We start from the raw sequence: 22,843 nt of genomic DNA, 5'->3' as shown, positions 1-22,843 counted from the left end.
GAGGCCCTGCCTTCATGCGCGTACCGACGGAAGATCACCCGACCAGGAACTCCGTTCGATCCACACGTTCCAAGATCGGTTGAGATACGGCTTCTGAGAGGGTTGCCCTCGCCGGAGAACCTTCCGTTGTCCACGTCCTCCGCGAGCCCTTCGAAGATCGGCGGGAGTATGGCGCCGGGACAGTCATGGGCATCACCAGAGTGCCGCCGGTGTAGTCGAGTACGCGGCGGGCGGTCCCGACGACGAGCGGCCGCCACGGCGGCCAGTGCTGGAAGTTGTCCGTCCCGGGCAGCCCCGGCTTGATGTCCATGAGTGTCTCGCCCACCTTCTCGGCGTCGAACACCCGTGAATCCGGGATCAGTCGCTGCACGAGTGGACTGGTCGTCGTCTTGCCCGCGCCGTGGGTGCCGTTGAGCCATACGATCATGGGCCCCGACGCCAGCCGCTGCGGCCCTGCGTGAGCCAGAGGTGGATGGCTTGGGCGAGGACGACGGGAAGTAGGGAACGAAGCGTTCGTTTTCCCCTTGACCAGCCGGCTCATAGCGTCTCCGGGATATTCGGCGGTTCTAAGCGCGCTGAGCCCACTTCGGTGTCCAGAAGCCGCTGTCGGGGCGGCCGGCGTACGCAGCGGTGAGGTGGTCACGGAGTGCGGTGAGGGCGGGATGCGGGTTGTCGGTGCGCCAGATCAGTGAGTGCGGGTAGACCGGGGTCGGGTCACGCAGCGGGATACGCCGCAGGTCGTGGCCGGCAGGCCAGACCAGCGGAGTCCGCTCGCTGACAAAGGTCGCCAGCGTCGAGGAGCCCGCGATCGTGTCAAGGAGCGGCTCGATACCGAAGTTGGGGCCGACCGAGTCGATGGTGAGACCGAACGTGGCGGCGAGTTCGTCATAGTAGGCAGTCCACTCGGTGCCAGGCATGTTGCCGGGCATCCAGATCCGGCGCCCGGCAAGCTGAGCGGGAGTGATCGCGCGGGCGGCGGCGAACTCGTGAGCCGGTCCGGTGAACAGGTGTAGCGGTTCGTCGAAGACCGGAGTCACCTCGATGCCGTCAGGGAGCTGCCGGCCCGGCATGCTCACGGCGCGGAAGGTCGCGTCGATCGTCCCGGACCGGACGGCGGCGATGGCCGTGTCGGAATCGAAGAGGGTCACGACATCAAGATCGGTCTCGGGATACGCACGGTGGAAGTCCCGCAGCAGCCCCGCCACCGAGACCCTGCGGCCGATCACGTCGACACGCAACGCCCGGCGCCCTGGCCGCACGGAAGCGGCCGCCCGTTCCTCGGCTTGGAGGAGAGCCCGGGCGTAAGGCAGGAACGCCTGCCCGTCGATGGTGAGCCGGGCTCCTCGGGCCGTGCGGCTGAACAGCTGCACACCGAGGTCCTTCTCCAGCACGGCGATGCGCTTGGAGACGGCCTGTGGGGTGATCGACAAGTTGGTGGCGGCTTCTTGGAACTGTCCCGCGTCCACGGCGGCGACGAAGGTGCACACAGAGGTGAGGTCCACGCCGACCATCCTAGGCAGACAACCAATCGTTGAGTCTGATCGGCGAAATGGTTGTTTGATTCCAGTACGCCAGGCTGTCTTCGATGTCTTTGGTCAACATATGGTTTGGCAAGCAGCAGGGCAGAAGGCGTGCTGCCCGCAGCCGGATGGCTGCCGGGCTCGTCCTTCAAGGGCTCGGACTGACCGCGTTCACGGGCGGTGCGACCCACGGCCGGCCCTTCGGGCGTGACCGCGTCGCGACGGTCGAGCCCTCCCGCCATCCGGCGATGCCGGTGCGGTCGGCCACACACAAGGCCACCAGCAGCCAAGGTGGACGCCATCACCCTCGCCTCAGACGTGAAGGGCGCATTCGGAGCTGACGCGTGGGCGGGCCCGGCATGACGCCGAGGACCGGCGAGACTGGCGCTGTCGAGCCGCAGACCTCTGGGACGACCCCTCAGCTTGCGTGGGGATGACGGCCGGGACCCGCACCGCACCTGCTCTGATCCATCTGGCCGTGGCGGGCGTACTCGTTCCGGGCCTGGCCCGTGCCGGAACCCCGGCCGAGCCATGAGCCAGGGCGTACGAGGAGTGTTGTGGCTGCCACCAGGGCCGTGACCAGGAATGCGGCACGCAGTCCGTGGCTGTCCGCGAGGGCGCCGAGTGTGGCGGGGCCGCTGATGGTGCCCAGGCCCACGAAGAGGATGGTCGCGGTGAAGCCGGTGGAGGGCTTCTCCGGGAAGGTGTAGTAACTCCAGACCGCGAGCAGCGCCGAACCGGCCATGAAGCACGGCCCGTACAGCACCGCGGAGGCGGCCACGGCGGGCAGCGAGCCCGGGGCGATGCCGAGCAAGGCGACAGCTACGGCGAGACCGGTGAACAGCCAGATGTGCGTACGGCGCAGACCGTGGCGGGTGATGGCATGGCCGGTCAGCGCGCCCGCCGTACCGGCCAGCCCCATCAGGGTCCAGAACAGCGGCGCGGTGGCCGAGCCGGAGCCGGTCTCGTCGGTGATCGCCTCGATCGCGTAGGCCCAGTACACGGCGCCCACCAGTCCGTACGAGACCGCCGTGAGATAGAGCGGCACGGCGCGGCGGCGCAGGAACCCGCCTCGCCCTGCCCCGGATCGGGCTCGGCCGCCCTCGCTCCCCTTCCGTGTGCCGTGCGGCGCCGCTCGGTGTGAACCGCCGGGCAGCACCAGCGCGTTGTAGACCGTGACGACCAGCGCGGCCACGGCGAAGACCGACCAGGCGTGCCGCCAGTGGGAGTGACGCAGCAGCAGGGCGAGCGGTCCCGCGACGACGACGCCGAAAGCGGTGCCGGTGGCGATCACCGCCATGACGCGCTCGCGACGGTTCTGCGGGATCACACGGTCCACCACGTCGGAGTACGGAGCCCAGACCCAGCCGGAACTCATGCCTGCCAGCACCAGACCCGTGGTGAGGGTGGCCGGTTCGCGGGCGACGGCCACCAGGCCCATGCCGGCGGTCGCGCACCCTCCGCCCGTGATCACCATGGAGCGCGGACCGAAACGGGCGACCAGCGTGCCGACCAGGAGCAGGGCCACGACGAAGCCGATGTAACTCGCGCTGCCGATCAGACCGACCGTCGCGACGGACAGACCGAACTCGCGGCGGAACTCGGGGAGATAGAGGCCGTAGCCGTAGCGGGCGAAGCCGAAGGTCACGCCGATGGCACTGAGGCCGGCGAGACCGACGTGCCACTCGGGGCGACCGATGATGCGTGTCATTTCCATGTCTCAAGCCTGTGAGCTGGGGTGACACCAAACCAGTGGCGGAAACGTCAGGAAGCACTAGATTTACGTCATGGCCAAGGACAAGCCCGCAGGACCGATACGCGTTGTGGTCACGCTCCTTGAGGAGACCTCGCTGTTCGAACTCTCGGTGCCCTGCGCCGTGTTCGGCGAGGGATACGAACTGACGCTGTGCAGCACCACGCCGGGTGGCATCCAACGGGCACCCGGCGGGCTGAGCCTGACCGCCGAGCGAGGCGTGGACGCGTTGCGGGACGCCGACCTCGTCGTCGTACCGGCGTGTGTGATGGACGGCGCGTACGAGCCGCCCGAGGCGCTGCTCGACGAGCTGCGTGCCGCGCACGCCCGGGGGGCGCGGGTGGCATCCCTTTGTTCCGGCGCGTTCGTGCTGGCAGCGGCCGGACTGCTGAACGGGCGCGAGGCCGCCACGCACTGGATGTACGCGGACGAACTGCGCCGCCGCCACCCCCGCGTGCGCGTCAACGAGCGGGCCCTGTACATCGACGACGGCTCCATCCTCACCAGTGCGGGTACCGCGGCCGCCATCGACCTCTGCCTGCACATCGTGCGCCACGACTACGGCTCGGCGGCGGCAGCCGAGGTGGGCCGCCGTATGGTCGTCGCCCCGCACCGGGAGGGCGACCAGTCTCAGTACGCGCCGGCCGGCGCGCCCCGCGTACGGACGTCGGAGCAGGGACTCGCCCCGGTCCTGGACTGGGCTCTGGACCGACTCCAACAGCCACTGGCTGTAGGGGAGTTGGCGGCACGTGCCGGAATGAGCACCCGTACCTTCGAGCGGTACTTCGCGCGCGAGGTCGGCACCACTCCGCTGCGCTGGCTCAACCAGCAGCGGCTGGCGCGCGCTCGGGAGCTGCTGGAGACCACCGACCTTCCGGTGGACACGGTCGCCCAACGCAGCGGACTGGGCAGCGGCGACGGACTCCGCCAGCACTTCCATCGCGCGCTCGGCACCACTCCGGCCGCCTACCGCCGCGCCTTCCGCATGCCGCGCGGGGCTCCGCCCCGGACCCCGTTTCGGGGGCCGGCCCCCGAACCCCCGCTCCTCAATCGCCGCAGGAGCTGATTTTTGCCCGGACTGGGCGGCACCTCGCAGCGGTAGCAGGGGCGTTTGAGGACGAGGCCGCAGGCCGATGGGGGGCCGGGCCGCAGCCTCGACGGGGTCCAGGGTGGAGCCCCTGGTCGGGGTTCGGGGCGGAGCCCCTGGTTGGGGTTCGGGGCAACGCCCCGGGATGGGGTTCGGGGCAACGCCCCGGGATGGGACGGGTAGGGGCGGCGGGAGCGAACGAACTCACTGGATCGAGGAGTCCGGCGGCGGCAGTTGGACCGTGCGGTCCCGGTCGACGGAATCGACGCCGTCGACCGCCTCCAGGTCCGGGATCCGGTCCTCCGCAACAGTGCCGGAGAGCGTGCCGAGGACCGGCTGCTCTCCGGTGACCGTCAGCCCGGCCTGCCGCAGAGCCTCGACCACCTCCGCGAACCGGTCGGGGTCGACCGCGAGAATGACCCCGACCGGCGCGGACCGGGAAGGCTCGCTCACGGGGCCTGGAGCAGGCCCGAGCCGACGTCCCTGACGGGCTGCGCCAGCGGGAACGCGCCTGCCTTCAGACGGGCCACGAGATCGGCCGCGGAGCCGTTGGGGTTCGCCTCGGCGAGCAGGGCGAGGACACCCGCGACGTGCGGTGTGGCCATGCTCGTGCCGTTCAGGTTCTGGTACCTGCCGCCAGGGGCGGTCGAGCGCACGTCTCTGCCGGGCGCGGCGATGTTGATCTCGCCGCCTTGGCCGTTGATGCCGCCGTTGGAGAAGAACGACGGAGTGAGTGCCCTGTCGAGGGCGGCCACCGCGAGGACGGAGGGACAGTTGGCGGGCCGGCTGACAGGATGAATGACCGGGGGCCGCTCGCTGTCGTTGCCGGCCGCGGCGACGATCACGGTCCCGCGCTCGAGCGCGCGCTTGGCCAGGATCTCGTACGTCTGCGGGAAGAGCTCCCCCGGTCGGACCCGCGCGCCGAGCGACATGGAGATCACCCGTGCGCCGCGGGCGACGGCCCAGGCCATGCCCGCCAGGATCTGGCCGTCCGCGCCGCTGCCCCTGTTGTTGAGGACCTTTCCGGCGAGGATCCGGGCGTCGCAGGCAACGCCGTACCGGGGTCCCTGCTGGGGTTTGGCCGGGCCGGCGACGGTGCCGATGCAGTGGGTGCCGTGGCCGTTGCCGTCCTCGACCGCCTCGCCGACCACGAAGGACATGGTGTCCTCGATGCACCCGACCAGGTCCGGGTGGGTGATGTCCACGCCGGTGTCGAGGACGGCGATCTTCACACCGCGTCCGGTCAGATGGGACAGGTTGGCCCGGATTGCCTGCAGGCCCCAGGTGAAGCTCTGTTCGTCCGAGGCCGGGCCCTGGGCGGCGGCGATTTCGGCCCTGGTGTGGCGGTCGACAATCTCCTCGTCACTGCGGTAGGCCGGGTAGAACTCCGTCGGCGCCTGCGTCGGGGCGGTGATCGGCATGGCGTACACCATGCGCTCCGGCTCCGCCGCGAGGATCGTCGGTTCGACCTCGGCCGTGGTCACCAGCGCGTGGCGCTGGTCGGGCCGCACCTCGACGACGGCGGCGGCGAGTTCCTCGAAGTGCACCGAGACGTCGGGGCGCTCCAGCAGTTCGGAGACGTTCCCCACCTCGGCTCCGCGGACACGTTCGACGGACGCGATGTCGGCGGATGAACGCAGCGCGTTCAGTCCGCCTTCCTGGTTGCTCGGGTCGAGCAGGACCACGTACCGACCGGTGTACTCCGCATCCTGGCCGGTGGCGGATGCGCTGGGTCGATTGGGCTGCCCGTCGAAGGCGCGCCTGTCCATGGGTCCGTTCGCCATGTGGTTGTCCTGCTTTCTGTGCGCTCCCCCTGTTTCGTGGACGCGCGCCGAGGCACGGGCTGTCAGACGCCACGGATCGCGGGGCGCGGTTCAGTCGTGTATCGACGCGTACTGCCGTTGACCTGCAAGGTTGTCCATTGCCGGGCCGTCGGCGTTGCCCCCCGTTCACGGTGGCACCGGGCACGGAGACCGGCAACTCAGGACCGCCGACGGGGTCGTGGGGCTGGTTCGCAGGCTTCGAGCGGCATCAGTCGAAGGGCAGCGCCCGACCGTGCACCACATCGAGCCGGGACACGGCCCGGGTCAGCACGACATACAACCGACGCAGCCCTCGCGCACTCGCCCCCGTGGCTCCCTCCGCCTCACCCACTGTTTGTGCACCCCCCTCCGCGATCGCCGCCGGCTCCACGGCGACGACATGGTCGTACTCGAGCCCCTTGGCGACCCCGGCCCCCAACACCGCGATCCGCGCGCCCAGTTCGTCGGGACCCGCCGACTCGATCCCCGCGGCCGCGAGCGCCTCCCGCACCCGTACGACGTCGGAGTCGGCCGTGATGACCCCGATGGACCCTTCGTGCGCGAGCGCGTCCCGCACGGCAGCGACGGTCTCCCCGACGACGTCCGCGGCCTGCCGAATCCTCAACTCGCCGTCGCTTCTCAGTGATCGAGCCGCGGGCACCCGCACATCCAGCCGCGCCAGCAGCCGGTTCGTCAGCTCGACCACCGCCCCCGGCACCCGAAACCCGGTCGTCAACGGCACCACCGCCGCCTCCGGCTTCCCCAACTGCCCGAGCAGTCCGGGCCAGTCGCGCGCGGCCCACGGCATGGTCCCCTGGGCGAGATCACCGAGTACCGTCAGCGAGCCGAAGGCCGCGCGCCGCCCGATCGCCCGGCACTCCATCGGCGACAGATCCTGCGCCTCGTCGATCACCAAGTGCCCGTAACCCTCCGGGTGTTCGACCAGTCCCGCCACCTCGTCGAGCAGCACGAGATCGGCCGCCGACCACCGCGCCGACTTGTACGACCGAGGCGGCCGGGCCCACAGAATCGCCTTCTGCTCGTCCGCGTCCAGCACCCCGTCCGCGGCCGCGGCCAGCGCGTCCGGGTCGGCGAGCAGCTCCGCGACGACCTCCTCCGGCCGCACCGCGGGCCAGGCGCCGTCGACGTACGCACTGACGGCCCGCGCCCGCTCGATCTTCCGCACCCATGCGTTCGTCACCGGCCCCGCCCGCCGCTCGGCCTGCCGCTGAATGTGCCGCACGACCCGCGTCCGTACGCGCTCACGCCCGACGGAGTACGGCGGCTCCTCGTCCCGTACGCCCGCCACGATCCGCGCCAACTCCCCACCGGGCACCCGCCATCGGTAGGAACCGTCCGGCACCGCGACGTCGCCCGGACCTCCGGCCCGCACACGGGCATACAGCGCCCGGCGCAGCACTTCGGCCATCCGCATGTCGTGTTTCACGACGGCTGCCGCTTCCGTATCCGTGGCCGTCACGGGATGGCGGGCGATCTCGTCCGTGAGGGTCGACTGCCGTACGCCCGTCTCGCCGAGCGCGGGCAGCACCCGGGAGATGTACGAGAGGAAGGTGCGGTTGGGTCCGAGAATCAGCAGGCCGGAGCGCTGGATGCGCTGCGGGTAGGTATAGAGGAGGTAGGCGGCGCGGTGCAGTCCGACCGCGGTCTTGCCGGTGCCCGGAGCACCCTGCACACAGACGGAGGTCGCCAGGTCGCCGCGTACGAGATCGTCCTGTTCGGGCTGGATGGTCGCGGCGATGTCGCGCATGGGGCCGACGCGGGGACGCTCGATCTCGCCCGCGAGGATACGGCTCTGCTGCCGCGACTCCCCCGCACCGGGCCCCGCCCCGAGTTGCTCGTCCTCCAGACCGGTGAGGCCGGCGGACTCGCCCCGACTGCCCGGCGCCCAGCCGAACCTCCGACGCACACGGACGCCCTGCGGGTCGCGGGCACTCGCCTGGTAGAAGGCGCGCGAGACGGGGGCGCGCCAGTCGACGACGAGGGGCGGGGCTGCGGGGTGTTCGCTGATCCTCAGCCGCCCGACGTGGTAGCTCTGCCCGGCGTGTTCACCGCCGTCGAAGTCCAACCGCCCGAAGAACAAGGGGCCTTCGGGCAGCTCGCGCAACTCCTTTGCCTTGCTGCGCAGTTGATACCCGAGCACTTCGGCGTCGGCCCCGGAGGCGGAGACGTCCTCGCCGGTGACGACGTGCTCCTGGGCGCCGTCGATCATCGCCGCGAGGGCGGCTCGGCAGGTTTCGTGGTGGGCGCGTTCTTGGGTGAGGGCGTGCTGGAGGGAGGGCTCAGGGGACGTCATTCCAGCAAGGATAGCGACAAAACGTTACTCGGTTAAATTTCTTATCGAGTCTCAGTGGTGGTGCCGGCAAGCTACGACCCCGGCGCCTCATGCGAACCGCTTCAACCCCGCCTCCAACTGCCGAAAGGCCAGCCCCGCCGCGGCGACGGCATCCGCCCGGACCTGCTCCGCGCGCTCACCCACCGCCATCCGCCGTACGTTCTCCATCGCGAGGATCCGCCGCACGGCGACAATCTGCCCGGCGGCGAGCCGGGCCTCCAGGTCCCCGCCGAGGGCACGGGCGAGCGCCTCCTCGGACCGCTCCAGAAACCCGTACAGCCGGGCCACGAGCGAGGGCGTCCCATAGAGCAGCCGGTGAAAGGCAAGCACGGGCTCCGCGTCATTGAGCCCGGTGACGGGATCACACCGCTTGAGCCCATCGAGGAAGTGCACCCGCAGCGCATCGAGCGGCGACTGCCCCTCGCTCCGCTCGTCAACGATCCGCGCGGCCTCCTGCTCATGATCGGCGAACCGGTGCAGGACCAGGTCTTCCTTGGTCGGGAAGTACCGGAAGAGGGTCGGCTTGGAGATCTCGGCGGCTGCGGCGATCTCGGCAACGGAGACGGCGTCGAACCCCCGCTCCAGGAACAGCCCGATCGCGACCTCGGAGACGTCCTGGTACATCCGCCGCTTCTTGCGCTCGCGCAGACCTGTGTCACTCATGCGGACGAGCGTACGCACCACGGGGCCGCATGCGAGCGGAGCGGCTGTGCCGCCGTGTGACGTCCTTCAGGAACGCCTCACGTCACGGTCCCTGCCTCCACTCGGGGATTGCCGCAAGATTCCACGGATCGAGTTCACCACGGGCTCCAACCACCCCTGCTACCGCCTCAGCCGTAAGCCCCACCCGCCGTCGGCTCCACCACTTTCCGCCCCGGACATTAGCGGCCCCCTCGCCTCGGGCCGTCCGGCGACGTGTCATGCGCCCACAGTGAACCCGGCCCGACTGATGCCGCCATGGTCTCCGTGCGGCAACGCGCGGGCAAGGTAGGGGTTCGCGGTAGCGCGAGTAGGCAGTCCGAGTGACCCCTTGGCCACTGCGAGGGTCACGGCGTACGAGTCCACCGCCCTGCGGACGTTCGGGGCGTCGAGGCTGGCGCCGGTGACCAGGCGGTCGAGATCCACGTAGGCGGAGCGGACGCTCTCGATCCACCGGTAGACGCGCCAGTCCTGCTCCCAGTCCTTCGTGTGCGTGCTGGGAAGCTTGCGCTCCCAGCGGCGGAACAGGCGCTTGCGGATCTCGGGCTGGGTCGGGGTGAGATGCATGTGCCGGACCAGGTCGTACAGCGGGTCGCCGACCATCGCCATCTCCCAGTCGATGATGGTGAGGGCGAGCGCATCATCGCGGCGCACGAGGTTCCAGGGGTTCAGATCACCGTGCAGCAGGGCCGGCCGGCGCGGTGTCACGCGATGCCGGGACAGGATCTGACTGAGCCCGGGGGCATCGGGCAGGCCGAGGTTGCGTGCCACCTGCTTCGATTCCTTGGGCAGTTCCCGGACGAGCGCCACAAGTTGCTCGCTCAGCCAGCCGTAGAACTCCGACGCATCCGCGATCTCACCGATCGGGTCCAGAGGACGGTAATCGACGTTGGTCAGCGCACAGAGCTGGTCAACGAGCCCGTCCGCCTCATGAGGCAGCAGTCCGTGCACCGGATGGCTGGGGGGCTGATCACCGTCGGGCGGACCGACATAGGTGTGAATGGCGAACGGGTCGTTCTGATAACTCGCGCCCAGGGCGAGCACCCGCGGCGCTCTCACAGCGACCTGGGATCGTTCGATGGCCTGGAGTACGGCGTGCTCGCTGAGGAAGCTGGGCTCTCGGCGGCTGACCGATGCCACCTTGCGGCGTACGACGACCGGAAAGTCGACGCCCGCAACCCGGACCACCGAGTTGAGGTGTGCGGTGCCCTTGAACACCCGGCTTGCGGGGGCCGCCCCCTCCGCGATCAACGCGTCGAATACCGCGGACTTCGGAAAATCGGGATGCTCCGGCACCCTCGGATCCGGATCCCAGCTGATGACGTTGACCGACCGGACCCCCGGGAGCCGGTCACGCCGGGACGCCTGCCACCGGAAGAGAACTCTCTCGATCTCCGTCTCGCTCGCCACACTGGCGAGTCGGAGAGGTTTCGCGGCGGCTTCCAGAGCACGGCGCACGGATGCTGTCGCCTCGTCCAGACTCTTCTGATCGAACGATTCCTCCAGCGACTTCGCCGCACGCATCACATCGGGATAGACGGACTGGGCCCGCTCGAAGTCGATGTAGTGACGCAGGTCCTTGGCGAGACCGTTCACAGCGAGAGGGCGCGTTGCCTGTACCGCCTCGCCCCACGCGTCGATGACCTCGTCCCACTGGAAGTCGGGATACCGCATGCGGACGAGGTGCGTGGCGAGGTCGTGCAGAGGGTCACCGTAGGACGCGAGTTCCCAGTCGACGCAGATCAGGGGCGGGACACCGCTGTAGGTCACGATCACGTTGTCCCGGTGGAGATCCGCGTGCAGCAGGCTGTACGGGCGGCGCGCCATGGCGGGCACCCGGTCGGCCAGACGAGTCAGGGCGTCCTCGGGGATGCCCAGAGCGGTAAACAGCCCGCCGAAGGCAGGCCAATTGGGCTGACGGATCTGCCGGTCCGCGAGGCGCGCCAGCGTACGCAGGAACCCCTGGCTGTCCTTGTCGTTACGCGGCCAGGCATCGGGCAATGGCGGCAACGCCTCCCTGCGCACCTGGGACATCTGTGCGAGCAGCTCGGCCAACGCCTTGATCAGCAGTCTGTCGACCGGCTTGCCGTTCGGGCACACGTTGGAGAGGGGGACACCCTCCACATAGCTGTGGACAGCGGAGCCACCGCGCTCGGCCAGGCACTCCGGTACGTGGCGCAGGACGCCCTTGATGGCGTTCAGAATCTCCGACTCGTGCTGCCAGGTCCTGATCACGACCGGCAGCGCCTCGGGCTTGCGGATCCGCACCGTCACGGATGTGCCGGCATCACGCCGCACATGGCGGGCCATGTCCTCGGTCAGAGGCAGCACATAGTTGCGGTTGTGATGGCCCCCGCTCATCGCCCCGCGCTCTTTCGCCAGGTCCACGAACTTGCCATAGGCCTGATCGGCGAACTTTTGCTCCCAGGAGAAGCGGCTGGGATCAGGCAATGTGCGCACTGGCCGCTCCTGGCTGACGTTCGAAGTTGAGCGCAGCCTAGCGTCGGCGGAGACCCCTCACGACCTGAGTCCGTTAAGTGTTGGTATCAATGAGGTATACGAGTCCTCTGGGATGGGCATGCTTGTGAGATTCAGGCCGTTTTTTTGCGCTCACTCCGCAAGCAGGTTCCAGACGGAGTCGAACCAGGACTGCATGCTGCCGACGAAGACCGACCCCTGTGAATTCGGGTCGTCGTCCTTGACGTAGTGCGTGAGGGTGGCGCCGAGGCCTAGCACGTCGAGGGCATCGATCTCCTCGCCGCTGTCCAACTCGATGCGGCGCTGCTCCACCTCGTACGGACCGTGCAGCGCTTCGGCACCGTTGAACAGGTAGAGCTTGAACGCGGGGGCCAGCGGCACATGCCGGATCTCGATGTCAACGGTGGGAACCGGGCCCTGGCCCTCGATGCGCAGATCCCGTAGGGCGCGTCGCAGTGACGCCGTGTGCACGCGGGTAATGCCGAGTAGGCGTTGTCGCACGGCCTCGTTGTAGGCAGGGTCCTCGGCTCGCGGATAGGGCAGTTCAAGCGTCTCGGACGGCAGCAGCATGCGCAGGGCGATGCGCTGCGGCGCTATGACTCTCGCGCGGATCCGTTCGGTTTGCACCCTGACGTGGGCATTGAGGGACTCGGACGTCAGTGTGTAGACATCCAGGGTGACCTCGGGCTGCTCGAATGCCTTACCGATGAGGCTGGCCAGCGTCACGGCATGGCCAGGCTGCGCGGCGTCCGCCGTCGGGGACTGTATCCGCTGAGTCTTGATCACCCAGGTTCCGCTGCCCTGGCGGGACTCGATCCAGCCCTCTCCGGCCAGCGCCTTGAGGACGCGCTGCACGGTATCCCGGGAAACGCTGAAGTGTTCGGCGAGCTCTCGCTGCGGCGGCAGACGGTTGCCGACCTCATACGTGCCGTCGGTCAGGCGAGTCCGCAGCGCGTCCAGCACGCGCTCGAACTCCCTGCCGCCCCCCTCACCGACCCACCCCTCAGCCACAAACCGACCGTACCTCTTCCAGTCGAGAAACAAACCACTTCCAGTCAACTCAACAGTCCAACAAGCCTGCCGGTTAAGGGATCAGACAAGCCGGGAAGACCAATCTAAGTCAACCAGTCCAATTGGCCGACTAGTTGATCGCTTCGCTGGAAGTGGCCGAGACAAAGGGGTGGGGCCATGGTCTTCTTCCAACTGCTGTCGGTCGTCATGGGCCTCGGCATAGAGCAGTTGATCCAATGGCGGTACGGGGCTATGGGCATCGTCTGTCTGGTGCTGATCACCTGGGGGATCCGGGCCCGCAACTCGACGTGCCTGACCGTCGCCGCCGTTCTGTTCGTGCTGTTGATGGCTCAGGCCTGAGAACCGCTCTACGGCATGGCCAGGCTGCGCGGCGTCCGCCGTCGGGGTCCACTGATCGCCGGGCCCAACTGCACAGGGTCCGACTTCACCCTCCGCCCCGTTGTGGGTGTGGATCCGCTGGTCAAGCGAGTCCGCAGCGCGTCCAGCACACGCTCGAACTCCCTGCCACCCCCATCGCCGCCCCGGCCCTCAGCCACACACCGACCGTACCTCCGCCAACCATCAAGCAAACCAACCCAATTGGACGCACGATCGTTCGCCTCACCGCCTCCGGTCGCGGCTCGGGCCCGATTCCCGGAGCATCTTCAGGAGGGGCTCGAACGACCCCACGACCACCTCGGCTCCGGCCTTCCGCAGCACCGTCTCCTTGGCCTCGTTACGCGCGTAGCCCATGAAGCGGACCCCGGCGCTCTTGGCCGCCGCGAAGTCTGTTGCCGTGTCACCGATCATCAGCGTTTCGGAGGGATCGGCGCCCAGGGCGCTCAGCGCGCGGTTCAGGCAGTGGGGATGCGGCTTCAGGAGTGAGAGGTCCCGCGTACGCCCGTAGATGTGCCGGGCGAAGCACTCGGACAGGCCCCGGGTGGCCAGATAACGGGTAGCTGCCAGCGGGGAGTTGTTGGTCGCGACGGCCAGCCGCGCGCCCAGCGCGTACCAGGTCTGGATCAGCACATCCACGTGGGCGGTGGGGTATGCCGACTCCACGGCTCTCAGCTCCTGCAGGGTAAGACGTTTCTCCAGCTCGAAAACCAGATCACTGTCAGGATGCCGACGATCGACCATCCGCAGCACGACATGCGGATCGGGTTCTCTCTGCTCCTCCTCCGTGAGGAGCCCACGCAGCCCTCTCTCCTCGAGCCACCGCACCTGGTCCTTGGCCACCTGCTCCGCCGTGTGCCCCGCGAACAACTTGCATATCGGGCCGTCGAAGTCGAAGAGCACGAAGCGCGCTCCGGCGATCAATCCCCTCAGTTTCTCTGTCACTTGCTCTGTCTCTGCTGTCACCAGCTCAGTCTGCTGCCTCGTATCAGGAGTCACTAGGAGAGTGTCAGGTCAGTGGTGATGGTTGCCCAGAGGGCGTCGAACCACTTCTGGGATTCGGCGACGAAGGCGGCGTCCCGCTCGCCGGCGGATTTCTCGAAGGAGAAGAGGAGGGACTTGGAGCCCACGGTGTCGTACATGTCGAGGGTTCCCGTGTCCCATTCCTCCTCGCGGCGCGTCAGCATGTAGTACGCGATCAGGGCCTGGGTGCCGTTGAGCAGGTAGAGCTTCACCGGCGGTGTGAACGGCAGCGCGCGGAACGTCACATGGACATCGATGCCGTGGGAGGAGCGCAGGGACTGGAGGTTGTGGCGCAGGACGTGGCCCTGGGCGTTGCGCTGCTCCAGCCAGCGCCGGTGGACCTGGTCGTCATCGCTGCTGCCGTCCACCGGGACGGGGAAGGCCAGGTTGATCTTCCGGGACGGCAGCAGGATGCGTACGTCGATGGATTCCGGGCGGATGGTGCCCTCGTGGATGTGGCGCACCGGTTCGGCCAGGGCGGTCAGCAGGGTCTCGGCAGTGAGGCAGGCCGCGTCGATCCGTACGTGCTTGGCCGCGAAGGCCTCCATCAGCTGCGGGGCCAGGCCCACCATCGTCGGCTGGGGCTCGTCGGTGGGCGGGGACACCTCGGCGATACGCGGCGGGCTGCCCTTGCTGACGTTGCTGAGCAGGCCGTCTTCCTGGAGGGCGCGGAGGGCCTGGCGGACCGTGCCGCGTTCCACGCCGAACTCCTCGGCGAGTTCGGCCTGCGTGGGCAGCCGGTCACCCGCCTTCAGTTCGCCGCCGCGGATGCGGTCCCTCAGGATGTCGGCGATCTCCTGGGGCGAGAGCCTTCTGCTGCCGTTCACTGCGACGTTCTCCTGGGTCACGACCAAACGCTACAACTTTGCTCCATCTTAGGCGAGTTGTTCGGGAGTTGTTGATTAGCTCCAACCAACTCCGGGTAAGTTATTCAATGTTGGCAACCAACTAAGCCAAGATGGCGGAATGCCCCCCTCCTTTCGCAACTACTTGGCAGATACGCAGTACGCGCCCGAAGTGCCCGCTCTGCCCGCCTTGCTCCTGGAAGCTCGCCACTCCCCGAAGGAGGCTCCACCATGCCCGCCATCGCCTTCATCTCCGCAGTCTTCGTCGTCGGTTTCGAGGAGCTCGTCGAGTGGCGGTACGGTCCCGTCGGCATCCTGGGCCTGCTTCTGCTCAGCATCGGGATCAAGGCCAAAAGCCCCGCCTGCAGCTCGATCGGAGCGGTGCTGCTCGCCATACTCGTGTCGGGCCCGGCCCTGTGAGCTGGAAAGACCCCGCCCCGAAAGAGCCACTGCCCGAAGATCCTCAGCTCGAAGACCCACCCGTGGGAGACCTCAGCTCGTGAGCTCCAGCTCCAAGCTGATGGTCTCCCACAGTGCGTTGAACCACAGATGCGACTGCTCTACGAACGTGGTGTCCCGCAGTGCGGGCCCCTGCTCGAAGGGGAACAGCATGGACTGCGTGCCTTCGGCGTCGTACATCTCCAGGTACTCGTGGTCGATCTCCTCGCCGCGCCGCGTGAGCGTGTAGTACGCGAACAGCGCCTCCACCCCGTTGAGCAGGTACAGCTTCACCGGCGGCGTGAACGGCAGCGCGCGGAACGTCACATGGACGTCGATGCCGTGTGTGGCCCGTAAGGCCAGCAGGTTGTGGCGGAGCACCTGGCCCTGGGCGTTGCGCTGGGCCAGCCAGCGCTCGTGCACCAGGTCGTCATCACTGCCGCCGTCCACCGGGACGGGGAAGGCGAGGTCGATGTCGCGGCTCGGCAGCAGGACCCGGACGTCGACCTTGGCCGGATTCATACGGCCCTCGTGGATGAGTCGGAGGGGTTCGCCCATGGCGAGCGTGAGGGAGACCGCCGTCAGGCACAGGGCGTCGATCTCCACGTGCTGGGCCGCGAAGGCGTCCGCTATCCGCGGTGCCAGCGCGACCATGGTGGGCTGCGGCGTTTCCGGCCCGGGCAGGGCCTTGTCCACGTCCTGGGCGACGGTCGCCGGGCTCCCTTTGGACACGTTGGACAGCAGGTGCTCCGACTGCAGGATGCGCAGCGCCTGGCGTACGGCACCGCGCTCGACGCCGAACTCGTCGGCCAGCTTGGCCTGCGTGGGCATGCGCTGGCCCGGCTGCAGCTCTCCGGACCTGATCCGGTTGCGCAGCGCGTCAGCGACCTCTCGGTGCGATCGCTGTGGTCGCTGGGGCCGTTGAGACCGATTCCGCCCATTGACGGCGGCGTGTTTCGCGTCCACAACCAAACAGTACAACTTCGCGCCATCTTTGGGCAGTTCCTTGGAAGGTGGTTATGAGACGCTCCCAAGCGGAGATAAGTCCAGTGGAGTTGGTCGCCAACTTCAGCAACATGGCCAGACTTTCGGAGAAGTTGGTCACCACCGGTGACTGGATCGACCAGTTGGTCACCCCCGGTTACCGCGTCCCCATCCCGAAGGAGGGACCGAAATGCCGCTCATCGCCACCCTCGCCATCGCCGCCCTCATCATCGGCTTCGAGCAGTTCGTTCAGCTGAAGTTCGGGGCGATGGGCGTCATCGCATTCGTTGCCCTCTCCATCGGCATCAAGGCCAAGAACACCTTCATCGGCGGTATCGGAGCAGTGATCCTCGTGATGCTGCTCACCCAGGCCGGCTGACCGGACGCCACCGTCCGCCAGTCCGGCTGGCCGGGCTCCCTTCCGGAGGGGAGCCGGGAGCTCGGTCAGTCCGTTCCCATCACGCTACGGAGGAGAGGAGGTGACGGGACTTCAGAAGACGTCCGGGCACCAGGGTCGCCTGGACGTACGCAACAGGGCGTCGGCGGTGGTTGCGGCGCCCGCCCGCGACTCGGCCACCCGGCCGAGCGCGGCGAGCCGCACCGCCGACTCGTCCCCGAGCCAGAGCGCCGCCAACTCACCTGCGCCCAGCGTGAGTTCGGCGGCGTCCGTGGTTCGCGTACAGCTCGCTCCGTCCGGTGACGCGTCCAGCCGGTACCGCCCGGCCGACAGGCCGTTCCCGTCGCTGACCTCCAGCACCAGCGTCCCGGTACCCGCGTACGTACGCGCCTCAAGAGCCCGTACGACATCCAGGATCCGCACCCACAGCCAGTCGGCCTGCGTGGTGAGCCGCGCGGCCCGCGGGTCCGGCAGCAGGTGCGGCACCAGGTCGTCCGGAGCGCGATAGCCCGTCTTCACCGCCGTGACCCAGTCCACCGAGCAGACGTGCCGCCACAACGCGCGCTCGGCGGCCGGCGACACAGCGATCATGTCCTTCACCTTCGCCGTGTTCAGCGGCTGCTTGGCGTCGTCCCACTCGCCGTCCGAGGTGTAGGTGAGCAGGCCCTCGGCCTCGCCGTGCGCATTGCGGTACACGGCGTAGAAGGGCTCGGTCCACGCGGACCGGTCCAGCGTCAGCACACCGGTGTTGACCTGCCACCACCGCTCGTCCCGGTCGACCACCCCCGGCTGCACCCGCCTGAGCCGCTCGTGCAGCTCCGGTCCGATCTTGCGTACGTCCTCGCCGTCCACGAGGTCGATCCGCCCGCCGTCGTCCGGGCCCGCCCACCGGGGATCCAACCCCGCCCGCGGCACCTCGATCGTCCACTCGGTGGCGGTGGTGGCCGGCCCGAACCCGTACCGTCCGTAGATCGGATACTCAGCGGCGATCAACGTCGCCACCACGTCGCCCCGTTCCTTCGCGGCGGCCAGGTCGCGCGCCATCATCCGTGTGAGCAGCCCACGCCGCCGATGGGTCGAGGTGACGCTCACATTCGTGATGGCATCGGCGGGTACGACGCTCCCGCCCACCGCCGTGAGCTCCTGCGCGAACGACCGGAACGTCGCCACGCACCGCCCGCCGTCGAAGGCGCCCAGCGTGCGCTCCGGCACGATGTACGAACTGCGGTCCGCGATCTCCGCCTCCGAGACGGCGGGCGGTCGCAGAAACCCGGTGTTCAACGCGCGGATCCAGTCGGGGATCTCGGTCTCGGTGATCGGGCGTACGTCGATGTCCCGTACGCCTGGGCCCTGTAGGTCCTGGTGGCGGCTCATGGTTCTCACCCTAGGCACGTGGGCAATGGCTGCCCCAGGGGTTTTCCAGCGGCAGGATCACGGCGGACGGCCGATGGCTGGACAGCCCGGCGCCCCCAACTTCAGGGCGGCAAGACGGAGATACAGCACAGATACGTCAAGGTCCGTGGTGGAACCACCCGTGCTGGTGAGGCACTCTGTGCAGTTGTGGGGAGCCTTCCGTATCAGAGCGGGTCCAGGGACGATGCCGCGCACATGGTGGTGTGCGGGGACGACGCGCTGGCGCACCGGCTGGCAGCCGAGTTGCGCGGGGTGTACGGGGAGCAGGTGACGCTGGTCGTACCGTCCGCCGTGCGGACCGTGCGGCCGCCGGTCGTCGGCCGGGCGTCCGCGCTGCTCGACCGGGTGTCGGCGGCGGTGAACCGAGCGGCCGTGACCCGGGCTGCGGGCAGCGGCGCCAATGGCGGTGGCGGAGCTTCCACGGGCCGGGCCGCCGGTGCAGGGTCGTCGCACACCGAGCCCTTGGAAGCCTCCGAGCTGACCGAGGCCGTGCTCGCCGAAGCCGGCGTCGAGCGGGCGGACGCGCTGGCGCTCGTGTACGACGACGACGAGACGAACATCCGCGCCGCACTCACCGCCCGCCGTCTCAACCCCCGGCTGCGCCTGGTCATCCGGCTCTACAACCGCCGCCTCGGCCAGCACCTCGAGGCCCTGCTGGACCAGGCCGCGGCCCTGGCCATGGCGGGAGCAGCGACCGGGGACGGCGGTGGGGAGGGGAACGGTGCCGGTGATTCCCGGGAGCCCGGTCTCGTCGATGCCTCCACCACTGTCCTCTCCGATGCAGACACGGCCGCTCCCGCCCTGGCGGCGACCGCGGTGGCCGGGACCTCCAAGGTCGTGCAGACGGAGGGGCTGTTGCTGCGGGCCATGGAACGACCCCCGCCCGGCCCTGGCCAGATCGCCGATCCCGGTCTGTGCACCTTGGCCCTGCTCTCGGCGACGACCAACGACCCGGCCGGCGCGGATGGTTCCGACAGCAGCGGTGAGCACGGCCCTCAACTTCTGCCCGACGAACGCGCCGTGGACGCCGCGACCGGCCGCGGCACCGTCGTCCTGGAAACGGTCTCGTACTCCGGGCCAACCGCCCCCACGGGCCGTGGAGTCGTGCCCGCCCTGCCCTTCGCCGCCCTGTTCTCCCGGCGACTGCGCTGGTCGCTGGCCGGACTGGTGGGCTGTGTGTTCGCGCTCGTGATCGCTTCGATGGTGATGACGGGCGACCATCCACTGCACGCCACGTATCTGACGCTGCTCGATCTCTTCGCCATCAACGATCCCGCGCTCAACCAGTCTCAAGGCCGCCAAATCCTCCAACTCCTCACCAGCCTCGTCGGCTTGCTGCTTCTTCCCGTACTGCTCGCAGCGGTCCTCGAAGCCCTCGGCACCTTCCGCAGCGGATCCGCGCTGCGCCGGCCGCCCCGCGGGCTCTCCGGCCATGTCGTCCTGCTCGGACTCGGCAAGATCGGTACGCGCGTCCTCACCCGGCTTCGCGAACTCGACACCCCGGTCGTGTGCGTGGAGTCCGACCCCGAGGCCCGCGGGATCGCGACCGCGCGCCGTCTGCGTGTGCCCGTCGTCCTCGGTGACGTCACCCAGGAAGGCGTCCTGGAAGCCGCCAAGATCCACCGGGCCCACACGCTGCTCGCCCTGACCAGCGCGGACACCACCAACCTCGAAGCCGCCCTGTACGCCAGAACGGTGCGCCCCGATCTGCGCGTCGTCCTGCGGCTGTACGACGACGACTTCGCCACCGCGGTGTACCGCACCCTGCGCTCGGCCCACCCCTACGCGCTCACCCGCAGCCGCAGCGTCACCTACCTCGCCGCGCCCGCCTTCGCCGGAGCGATGATGGGCCGCCAGATCCTGGGCGCCATCCCCGTCGAACGCCGCGTGCTGCTCTTCGCGGCCCTGGACGTCGCCGGGCACCCGCAACTGGAGGGCCGGACTGTCGCCGAGGCGTTCCGCCCCGGGGCGTGGCGGGTCGTCGCCCTGGACACGGCGGCCCCGGAGGAGCGCAGCCCCGACCTGGCCACCGACCCCGCCCCGGACGCCTCCGCACGGACACCGGGCCTGGTCTGGGACCTGCCGCCCGGCTACGTCATGGGCGCCGGCGACCGCGTGGTCCTGGCCGCCACCCGCCGCGGCCTCGCGGAACTACTGGGCCGCCGACGCCGGGAACGTACGAACCCCTGAGTGGCCGACCGCGCCTCAGTAGCGCTCCACCAAGTGCTCGCGCCCCGCCGGAGGTTCGTACGGCTCGGGCCAGAAGTCCGTCATCGATATGACGCGGCCCTGGTCGTCCCCCGTGAAGAACGAGATGCCGTACATCTCCTCCAGGCCCACCGTGAAGTGGATCCAGGTGACGACCTGGCCCGGCTCGGCGACTATGCGCTCGATCCGCAGGTGCCAGTCGCCGGGATACTCCCGGTTGAACTGGACGAACTTTTCCCGCCCGCGGATGCGTTCGCGCGTCTGGGGCAGGGTGTAGACGACGTCCTCCGCGAGGGTCTCCCCGAAGGCCGCCCAGTCGCGGGCCTCGGCCGTGGCCCAGAAGGTCTCAACTGTCTTGCGCAGATCGCTCAGTTCGCTCAGTTTGCTCGGATCAGTCGATGAGGTCATACCGCGATAGTGCACCGTGCCACTGACAATCGCCCTGACCTGCGAAAGTCCAGAAAGGCCACGAGTTATCCACAGGCTGAGGACCTCGGCAGCGGATTGTGGGTGGGAGCGGGCAGTATGGGGCCATGACTGAGAGCAACGGGGCCAACCCGGACGAGGGGACCATCTCGCACCACGCGGCGATGCCGCACGACGAGGCCATGCCGGACTGGGAGAAGCGCTTCCGGGCGCCGCGGGTGTCCTTGCCGGACTGGGCGCAGGACGCACCGCACCGGTCCCTGTTCGTGTCCAACGCGACAGGGACGTACGAGTTGTACGCATGGGATCGCGCGACGGGCGCCCAGCACCAGGTCACGGACCGGCCCAACGGCACGACGGACGGGGTGCTGTCGCCCGACGGCGAGTGGATCTGGTGGTTCGACGACAAGGACGGGGACGAGTTCGGGATCTGGCGGCGCCAGCCGTTCGCCAGTGACAAGGGTGCCCCGTCCGGCTCCGACAAGGCCGCGGCCCCCGGCCTCGACCCGTCATATCCCGCCGGACTCGCGCTCGCGCGCGACGGACGTACCGCCGTCGTCGGCAGGTCGACCGATGAGGACGGTTCGACGATCCACGTCACCCGGGCCGGTGAAGACCCCGTGGAGATCTACCGTCACCGGGAGTCGGCGGGCGTCGGCGACCTCTCGTACGACGGATCGCTGATCGCGATCGAGCACACCGAGCACGGCGACGCGATGCACTCGGCGCTGCGGGTGCTGCGGCTGGACGGTTCGGCCGTCGCGGAGCTGGACGACACCAAGGGCGGCACGGTCGAGCTGGGCCTGGAGGTGCTGGGCTTCGCCCCGGTCGACGGGGACACCCGGCTGCTCGTCGGGCATCAGCGGCGCGGGCGCTGGGAGCCGATGGTGTGGGACGTGGCGTCCGGCGAGGAGACCGACCTGGCGCTGACCGGGCGACTGGACGGCGACCTGAGCGCCGAGTGGTATCCGGACGGTTCCGCGCTGCTGGTCGTGCACAGCTACGAGGCACGCAGCGAGCTGTGGCGGTACGAACTGGCGTCCCGCCGCCTCGAGCGGATCCCCACGCCGAAAGGCACGGTGTCGGGGGCGACGGCCCGCCCGGACGGCAGCGTGGAGTATCTGTGGTCGTCGGCCGCCGAGCCCCCGGTGGTCCGCTCGACGTCCGGCGAGGTCGTTCTCGACCCGCCCGGGATGAAGTCACCGGGATCAGTGCCCGTGGAGGACGTATGGGTGGAGGGTCCGGGCGGCCGCATCCACGCCCTCGTCCAGCGGCCCGCGGGAGTGACGGGTCCCCTGCCCACCGTCTTCGACATCCACGGTGGTCCGACCTGGCACGACAGCGACTCCTTCGCGGCGGGCCCGGCGGCGTGGGTCGACCACGGGTACATGGTGGTCAGGATCAACTACCGCGGCTCGACCGGATACGGACGGGAGTGGACGGACGCGCTCAAGCACCGGGTCGGCCTGATCGAGCTGGAGGATGTCGCGGCCGTCCGCGAATGGGCGGTGACCTCCTCGCTCGCCGACCCCGAACGGCTGATCCTCACCGGCGGCTCCTGGGGCGGGTATCTCACCCTCCTGGGCCTCGGCACCGAGCCGGACGCATGGGCCCTGGGGATCGCCGCGGTACCGGTCGCGGACTACGTCACGGCGTACCACGACGAGATGGAGGCCCTGAAGGCGATGGACCGCACCCTTCTCGGCGGCACACCGGAGGAGGTCCCCGAGCGCTTCGAGGCCTCGTCCCCTCTGACGTACGTCGACGCGGTCAAGGCCCCCGTCTACATCTCCGCCGGTGTCAACGACCCTCGCTGCCCCATCCGCCAGGTGGAGAACTACGTCACCCGCCTCGCCACCCGCGACGCCGTCCACGAGGTGTACCGCTACGACGCCGGCCACGGCTCCCTGGTCGTGGACGAACGCATCAAGCAGGTCCGCCTGGAACTGGACTTCGCGGAGCGGCACCTGGGGAGGTGAGAGCAGCGGGCTCGTTGTCCGGGGGACCCGG

Annotated in this window: 19 protein-coding genes and 1 pseudogene; 6 read left to right on the top strand and 14 right to left on the bottom strand. The window is 69.1% G+C overall.

Annotated elements, in window-relative coordinates; all coding sequences use genetic code 11:
* Window positions 1–174: 174 nt before the first annotated feature.
* From ACFYO0_RS36410 to ACFYO0_RS36400, 3 genes and pseudogenes are all read right to left on the bottom strand, one after another.
* A pseudogene (locus ACFYO0_RS36410) lies at window positions 175–427 on the bottom strand (ATP-binding protein); the annotation flags it as partial.
* A 139-nt stretch (window positions 428–566) separates the two neighbouring features.
* On the bottom strand, window positions 567–1,511 hold the full coding sequence (locus ACFYO0_RS36405) for a LysR family transcriptional regulator (RefSeq protein ID WP_388684880.1): 945 nt from the start codon (window positions 1,509–1,511) through the stop codon (window positions 567–569).
* A gap of 427 nt (window positions 1,512–1,938) precedes the next feature.
* A complete protein-coding gene (locus ACFYO0_RS36400) occupies window positions 1,939–3,237 on the bottom strand; it encodes an MFS transporter (RefSeq protein ID WP_388684879.1) in 1,299 nt (432 codons plus the stop codon).
* A 70-nt stretch (window positions 3,238–3,307) separates the two neighbouring features.
* Between ACFYO0_RS36400 and ACFYO0_RS36395 the strand changes: the two genes are divergently transcribed.
* Window positions 3,308–4,339, top strand: coding sequence for a GlxA family transcriptional regulator (locus ACFYO0_RS36395; protein ID WP_388684877.1), 1,032 nt, complete (start codon window positions 3,308–3,310; stop codon window positions 4,337–4,339).
* A 225-nt stretch (window positions 4,340–4,564) separates the two neighbouring features.
* Here ACFYO0_RS36395 and ACFYO0_RS36390 read toward each other — a convergent pair whose 3' ends face one another.
* From ACFYO0_RS36390 to ACFYO0_RS36365, 6 genes are all read right to left on the bottom strand, one after another.
* Window positions 4,565–4,813, bottom strand: coding sequence for a hypothetical protein (locus ACFYO0_RS36390; RefSeq protein WP_388684875.1), 249 nt, complete (start codon window positions 4,811–4,813; stop codon window positions 4,565–4,567).
* Window positions 4,810–6,144 (bottom strand): S8 family serine peptidase, encoded by a 1,335-nt coding sequence (locus tag ACFYO0_RS36385; protein ID WP_388684872.1) that lies wholly within the window; start codon window positions 6,142–6,144, stop codon window positions 4,810–4,812. The genes ACFYO0_RS36390 and ACFYO0_RS36385 overlap by 4 nt, the downstream gene beginning before the upstream one ends.
* Before the next feature lie 247 nt (window positions 6,145–6,391).
* Window positions 6,392–8,476, bottom strand: a complete 2,085-nt coding sequence (locus tag ACFYO0_RS36380; RefSeq protein WP_388684870.1) for a HelD family protein — start codon at window positions 8,474–8,476, stop codon at window positions 6,392–6,394.
* A gap of 87 nt (window positions 8,477–8,563) precedes the next feature.
* On the bottom strand, window positions 8,564–9,178 hold the full coding sequence (locus ACFYO0_RS36375; RefSeq protein ID WP_388684869.1) for a TetR family transcriptional regulator: 615 nt from the start codon (window positions 9,176–9,178) through the stop codon (window positions 8,564–8,566).
* A gap of 255 nt (window positions 9,179–9,433) precedes the next feature.
* Complete coding sequence (locus ACFYO0_RS36370; RefSeq protein WP_388684889.1) at window positions 9,434–11,575, bottom strand: phosphotransferase; 2,142 nt, start codon at window positions 11,573–11,575, stop codon at window positions 9,434–9,436.
* A gap of 249 nt (window positions 11,576–11,824) precedes the next feature.
* Window positions 11,825–12,703: a winged helix-turn-helix domain-containing protein gene (locus ACFYO0_RS36365; RefSeq protein ID WP_388684867.1), complete on the bottom strand. Its 879-nt coding sequence runs from the start codon at window positions 12,701–12,703 to the stop codon at window positions 11,825–11,827.
* A 177-nt stretch (window positions 12,704–12,880) separates the two neighbouring features.
* On the opposite strand from ACFYO0_RS36365, the gene ACFYO0_RS36360 reads away from it, so the two are divergent.
* Complete coding sequence (locus ACFYO0_RS36360; RefSeq protein WP_388684864.1) at window positions 12,881–13,063, top strand: hypothetical protein; 183 nt, start codon at window positions 12,881–12,883, stop codon at window positions 13,061–13,063.
* A gap of 261 nt (window positions 13,064–13,324) precedes the next feature.
* Here the strand turns inward: ACFYO0_RS36360 and ACFYO0_RS36355 are convergent, their stop codons facing one another.
* Entirely contained in the window at window positions 13,325–14,044 is a 720-nt protein-coding gene (locus tag ACFYO0_RS36355; protein ID WP_388684862.1) for an HAD family hydrolase, read from the bottom strand.
* A 53-nt stretch (window positions 14,045–14,097) separates the two neighbouring features.
* A complete protein-coding gene (locus ACFYO0_RS36350) occupies window positions 14,098–14,976 on the bottom strand; it encodes a winged helix-turn-helix domain-containing protein (RefSeq protein ID WP_388684859.1) in 879 nt (292 codons plus the stop codon).
* Between the two features lie 222 nt (window positions 14,977–15,198).
* Here ACFYO0_RS36350 and ACFYO0_RS36345 point away from each other — a divergent pair, with 222 nt between their 5' ends.
* Window positions 15,199–15,387 carry a hypothetical protein gene (locus ACFYO0_RS36345; protein WP_328769913.1) on the top strand — a complete coding sequence of 63 codons (189 nt, stop codon included), beginning with the start codon at window positions 15,199–15,201 and terminating at the stop codon, window positions 15,385–15,387.
* Window positions 15,388–15,459: 72 nt separating this feature from the next.
* Here the strand turns inward: ACFYO0_RS36345 and ACFYO0_RS36340 are convergent, their stop codons facing one another.
* A complete protein-coding gene (locus tag ACFYO0_RS36340; RefSeq protein WP_388684856.1) occupies window positions 15,460–16,377 on the bottom strand; it encodes a winged helix-turn-helix domain-containing protein in 918 nt (305 codons plus the stop codon).
* A gap of 202 nt (window positions 16,378–16,579) precedes the next feature.
* On the opposite strand from ACFYO0_RS36340, the gene ACFYO0_RS36335 reads away from it, so the two are divergent.
* Complete coding sequence (locus ACFYO0_RS36335; protein WP_388684854.1) at window positions 16,580–16,768, top strand: hypothetical protein; 189 nt, start codon at window positions 16,580–16,582, stop codon at window positions 16,766–16,768.
* 111 nt (window positions 16,769–16,879) lie between these two features.
* On the opposite strand, the gene ACFYO0_RS36330 is transcribed toward ACFYO0_RS36335, so the two are convergent.
* Complete coding sequence (locus tag ACFYO0_RS36330) at window positions 16,880–18,160, bottom strand: GNAT family N-acetyltransferase (protein WP_388684852.1); 1,281 nt, start codon at window positions 18,158–18,160, stop codon at window positions 16,880–16,882.
* 234 nt (window positions 18,161–18,394) lie between these two features.
* Here ACFYO0_RS36330 and ACFYO0_RS36325 point away from each other — a divergent pair, with 234 nt between their 5' ends.
* Window positions 18,395–20,389 (top strand): NAD-binding protein, encoded by a 1,995-nt coding sequence (locus ACFYO0_RS36325; protein WP_388684850.1) that lies wholly within the window; start codon window positions 18,395–18,397, stop codon window positions 20,387–20,389.
* Between the two features lie 15 nt (window positions 20,390–20,404).
* Here ACFYO0_RS36325 and ACFYO0_RS36320 read toward each other — a convergent pair whose 3' ends face one another.
* On the bottom strand, window positions 20,405–20,815 hold the full coding sequence (locus tag ACFYO0_RS36320; protein ID WP_388684848.1) for a nuclear transport factor 2 family protein: 411 nt from the start codon (window positions 20,813–20,815) through the stop codon (window positions 20,405–20,407).
* 125 nt (window positions 20,816–20,940) lie between these two features.
* Here ACFYO0_RS36320 and ACFYO0_RS36315 point away from each other — a divergent pair, with 125 nt between their 5' ends.
* Window positions 20,941–22,812 (top strand): prolyl oligopeptidase family serine peptidase, encoded by a 1,872-nt coding sequence (locus ACFYO0_RS36315; protein ID WP_388684846.1) that lies wholly within the window; start codon window positions 20,941–20,943, stop codon window positions 22,810–22,812.
* The last annotated feature ends 31 nt before the right edge of the window (window positions 22,813–22,843 follow it).

The organism is Streptomyces sp. NPDC006365 (genome assembly GCF_042870755.1).
GTDB lineage: Bacteria > Actinomycetota > Actinomycetes > Streptomycetales > Streptomycetaceae > Streptomyces > Streptomyces xiangluensis.
The sequence above is the reverse complement of the archived record's forward strand: the minus strand, read 5'-3'. Positions and strand labels throughout refer to the sequence as shown.

Coding starts and splice junctions, on each gene's coding strand:
- ACFYO0_RS36320 (WP_388684848.1), bottom strand. CDS start 20,815: ATGACCTCATCGACTGATCCGAGCAAACTGAGCGAACTGAGCGATCTG.
- ACFYO0_RS36335 (WP_388684854.1), top strand. CDS start 16,580: ATGCCGCTCATCGCCACCCTCGCCATCGCCGCCCTCATCATCGGCTTC.
- ACFYO0_RS36315 (WP_388684846.1), top strand. CDS start 20,941: ATGACTGAGAGCAACGGGGCCAACCCGGACGAGGGGACCATCTCGCAC.
- ACFYO0_RS36405 (WP_388684880.1), bottom strand. CDS start 1,511: ATGGTCGGCGTGGACCTCACCTCTGTGTGCACCTTCGTCGCCGCCGTG.
- ACFYO0_RS36380 (WP_388684870.1), bottom strand. CDS start 8,476: ATGACGTCCCCTGAGCCCTCCCTCCAGCACGCCCTCACCCAAGAACGC.
- ACFYO0_RS36395 (WP_388684877.1), top strand. CDS start 3,308: ATGGCCAAGGACAAGCCCGCAGGACCGATACGCGTTGTGGTCACGCTC.
- ACFYO0_RS36360 (WP_388684864.1), top strand. CDS start 12,881: ATGGTCTTCTTCCAACTGCTGTCGGTCGTCATGGGCCTCGGCATAGAG.
- ACFYO0_RS36345 (WP_328769913.1), top strand. CDS start 15,199: ATGCCCGCCATCGCCTTCATCTCCGCAGTCTTCGTCGTCGGTTTCGAG.
- ACFYO0_RS36370 (WP_388684889.1), bottom strand. CDS start 11,575: ATGAGCGGGGGCCATCACAACCGCAACTATGTGCTGCCTCTGACCGAG.
- ACFYO0_RS36400 (WP_388684879.1), bottom strand. CDS start 3,237: ATGGAAATGACACGCATCATCGGTCGCCCCGAGTGGCACGTCGGTCTC.
- ACFYO0_RS36330 (WP_388684852.1), bottom strand. CDS start 18,160: ATGAGCCGCCACCAGGACCTACAGGGCCCAGGCGTACGGGACATCGAC.
- ACFYO0_RS36385 (WP_388684872.1), bottom strand. CDS start 6,144: ATGGCGAACGGACCCATGGACAGGCGCGCCTTCGACGGGCAGCCCAAT.
- ACFYO0_RS36325 (WP_388684850.1), top strand. CDS start 18,395: ATGGTGGTGTGCGGGGACGACGCGCTGGCGCACCGGCTGGCAGCCGAG.
- ACFYO0_RS36375 (WP_388684869.1), bottom strand. CDS start 9,178: ATGAGTGACACAGGTCTGCGCGAGCGCAAGAAGCGGCGGATGTACCAG.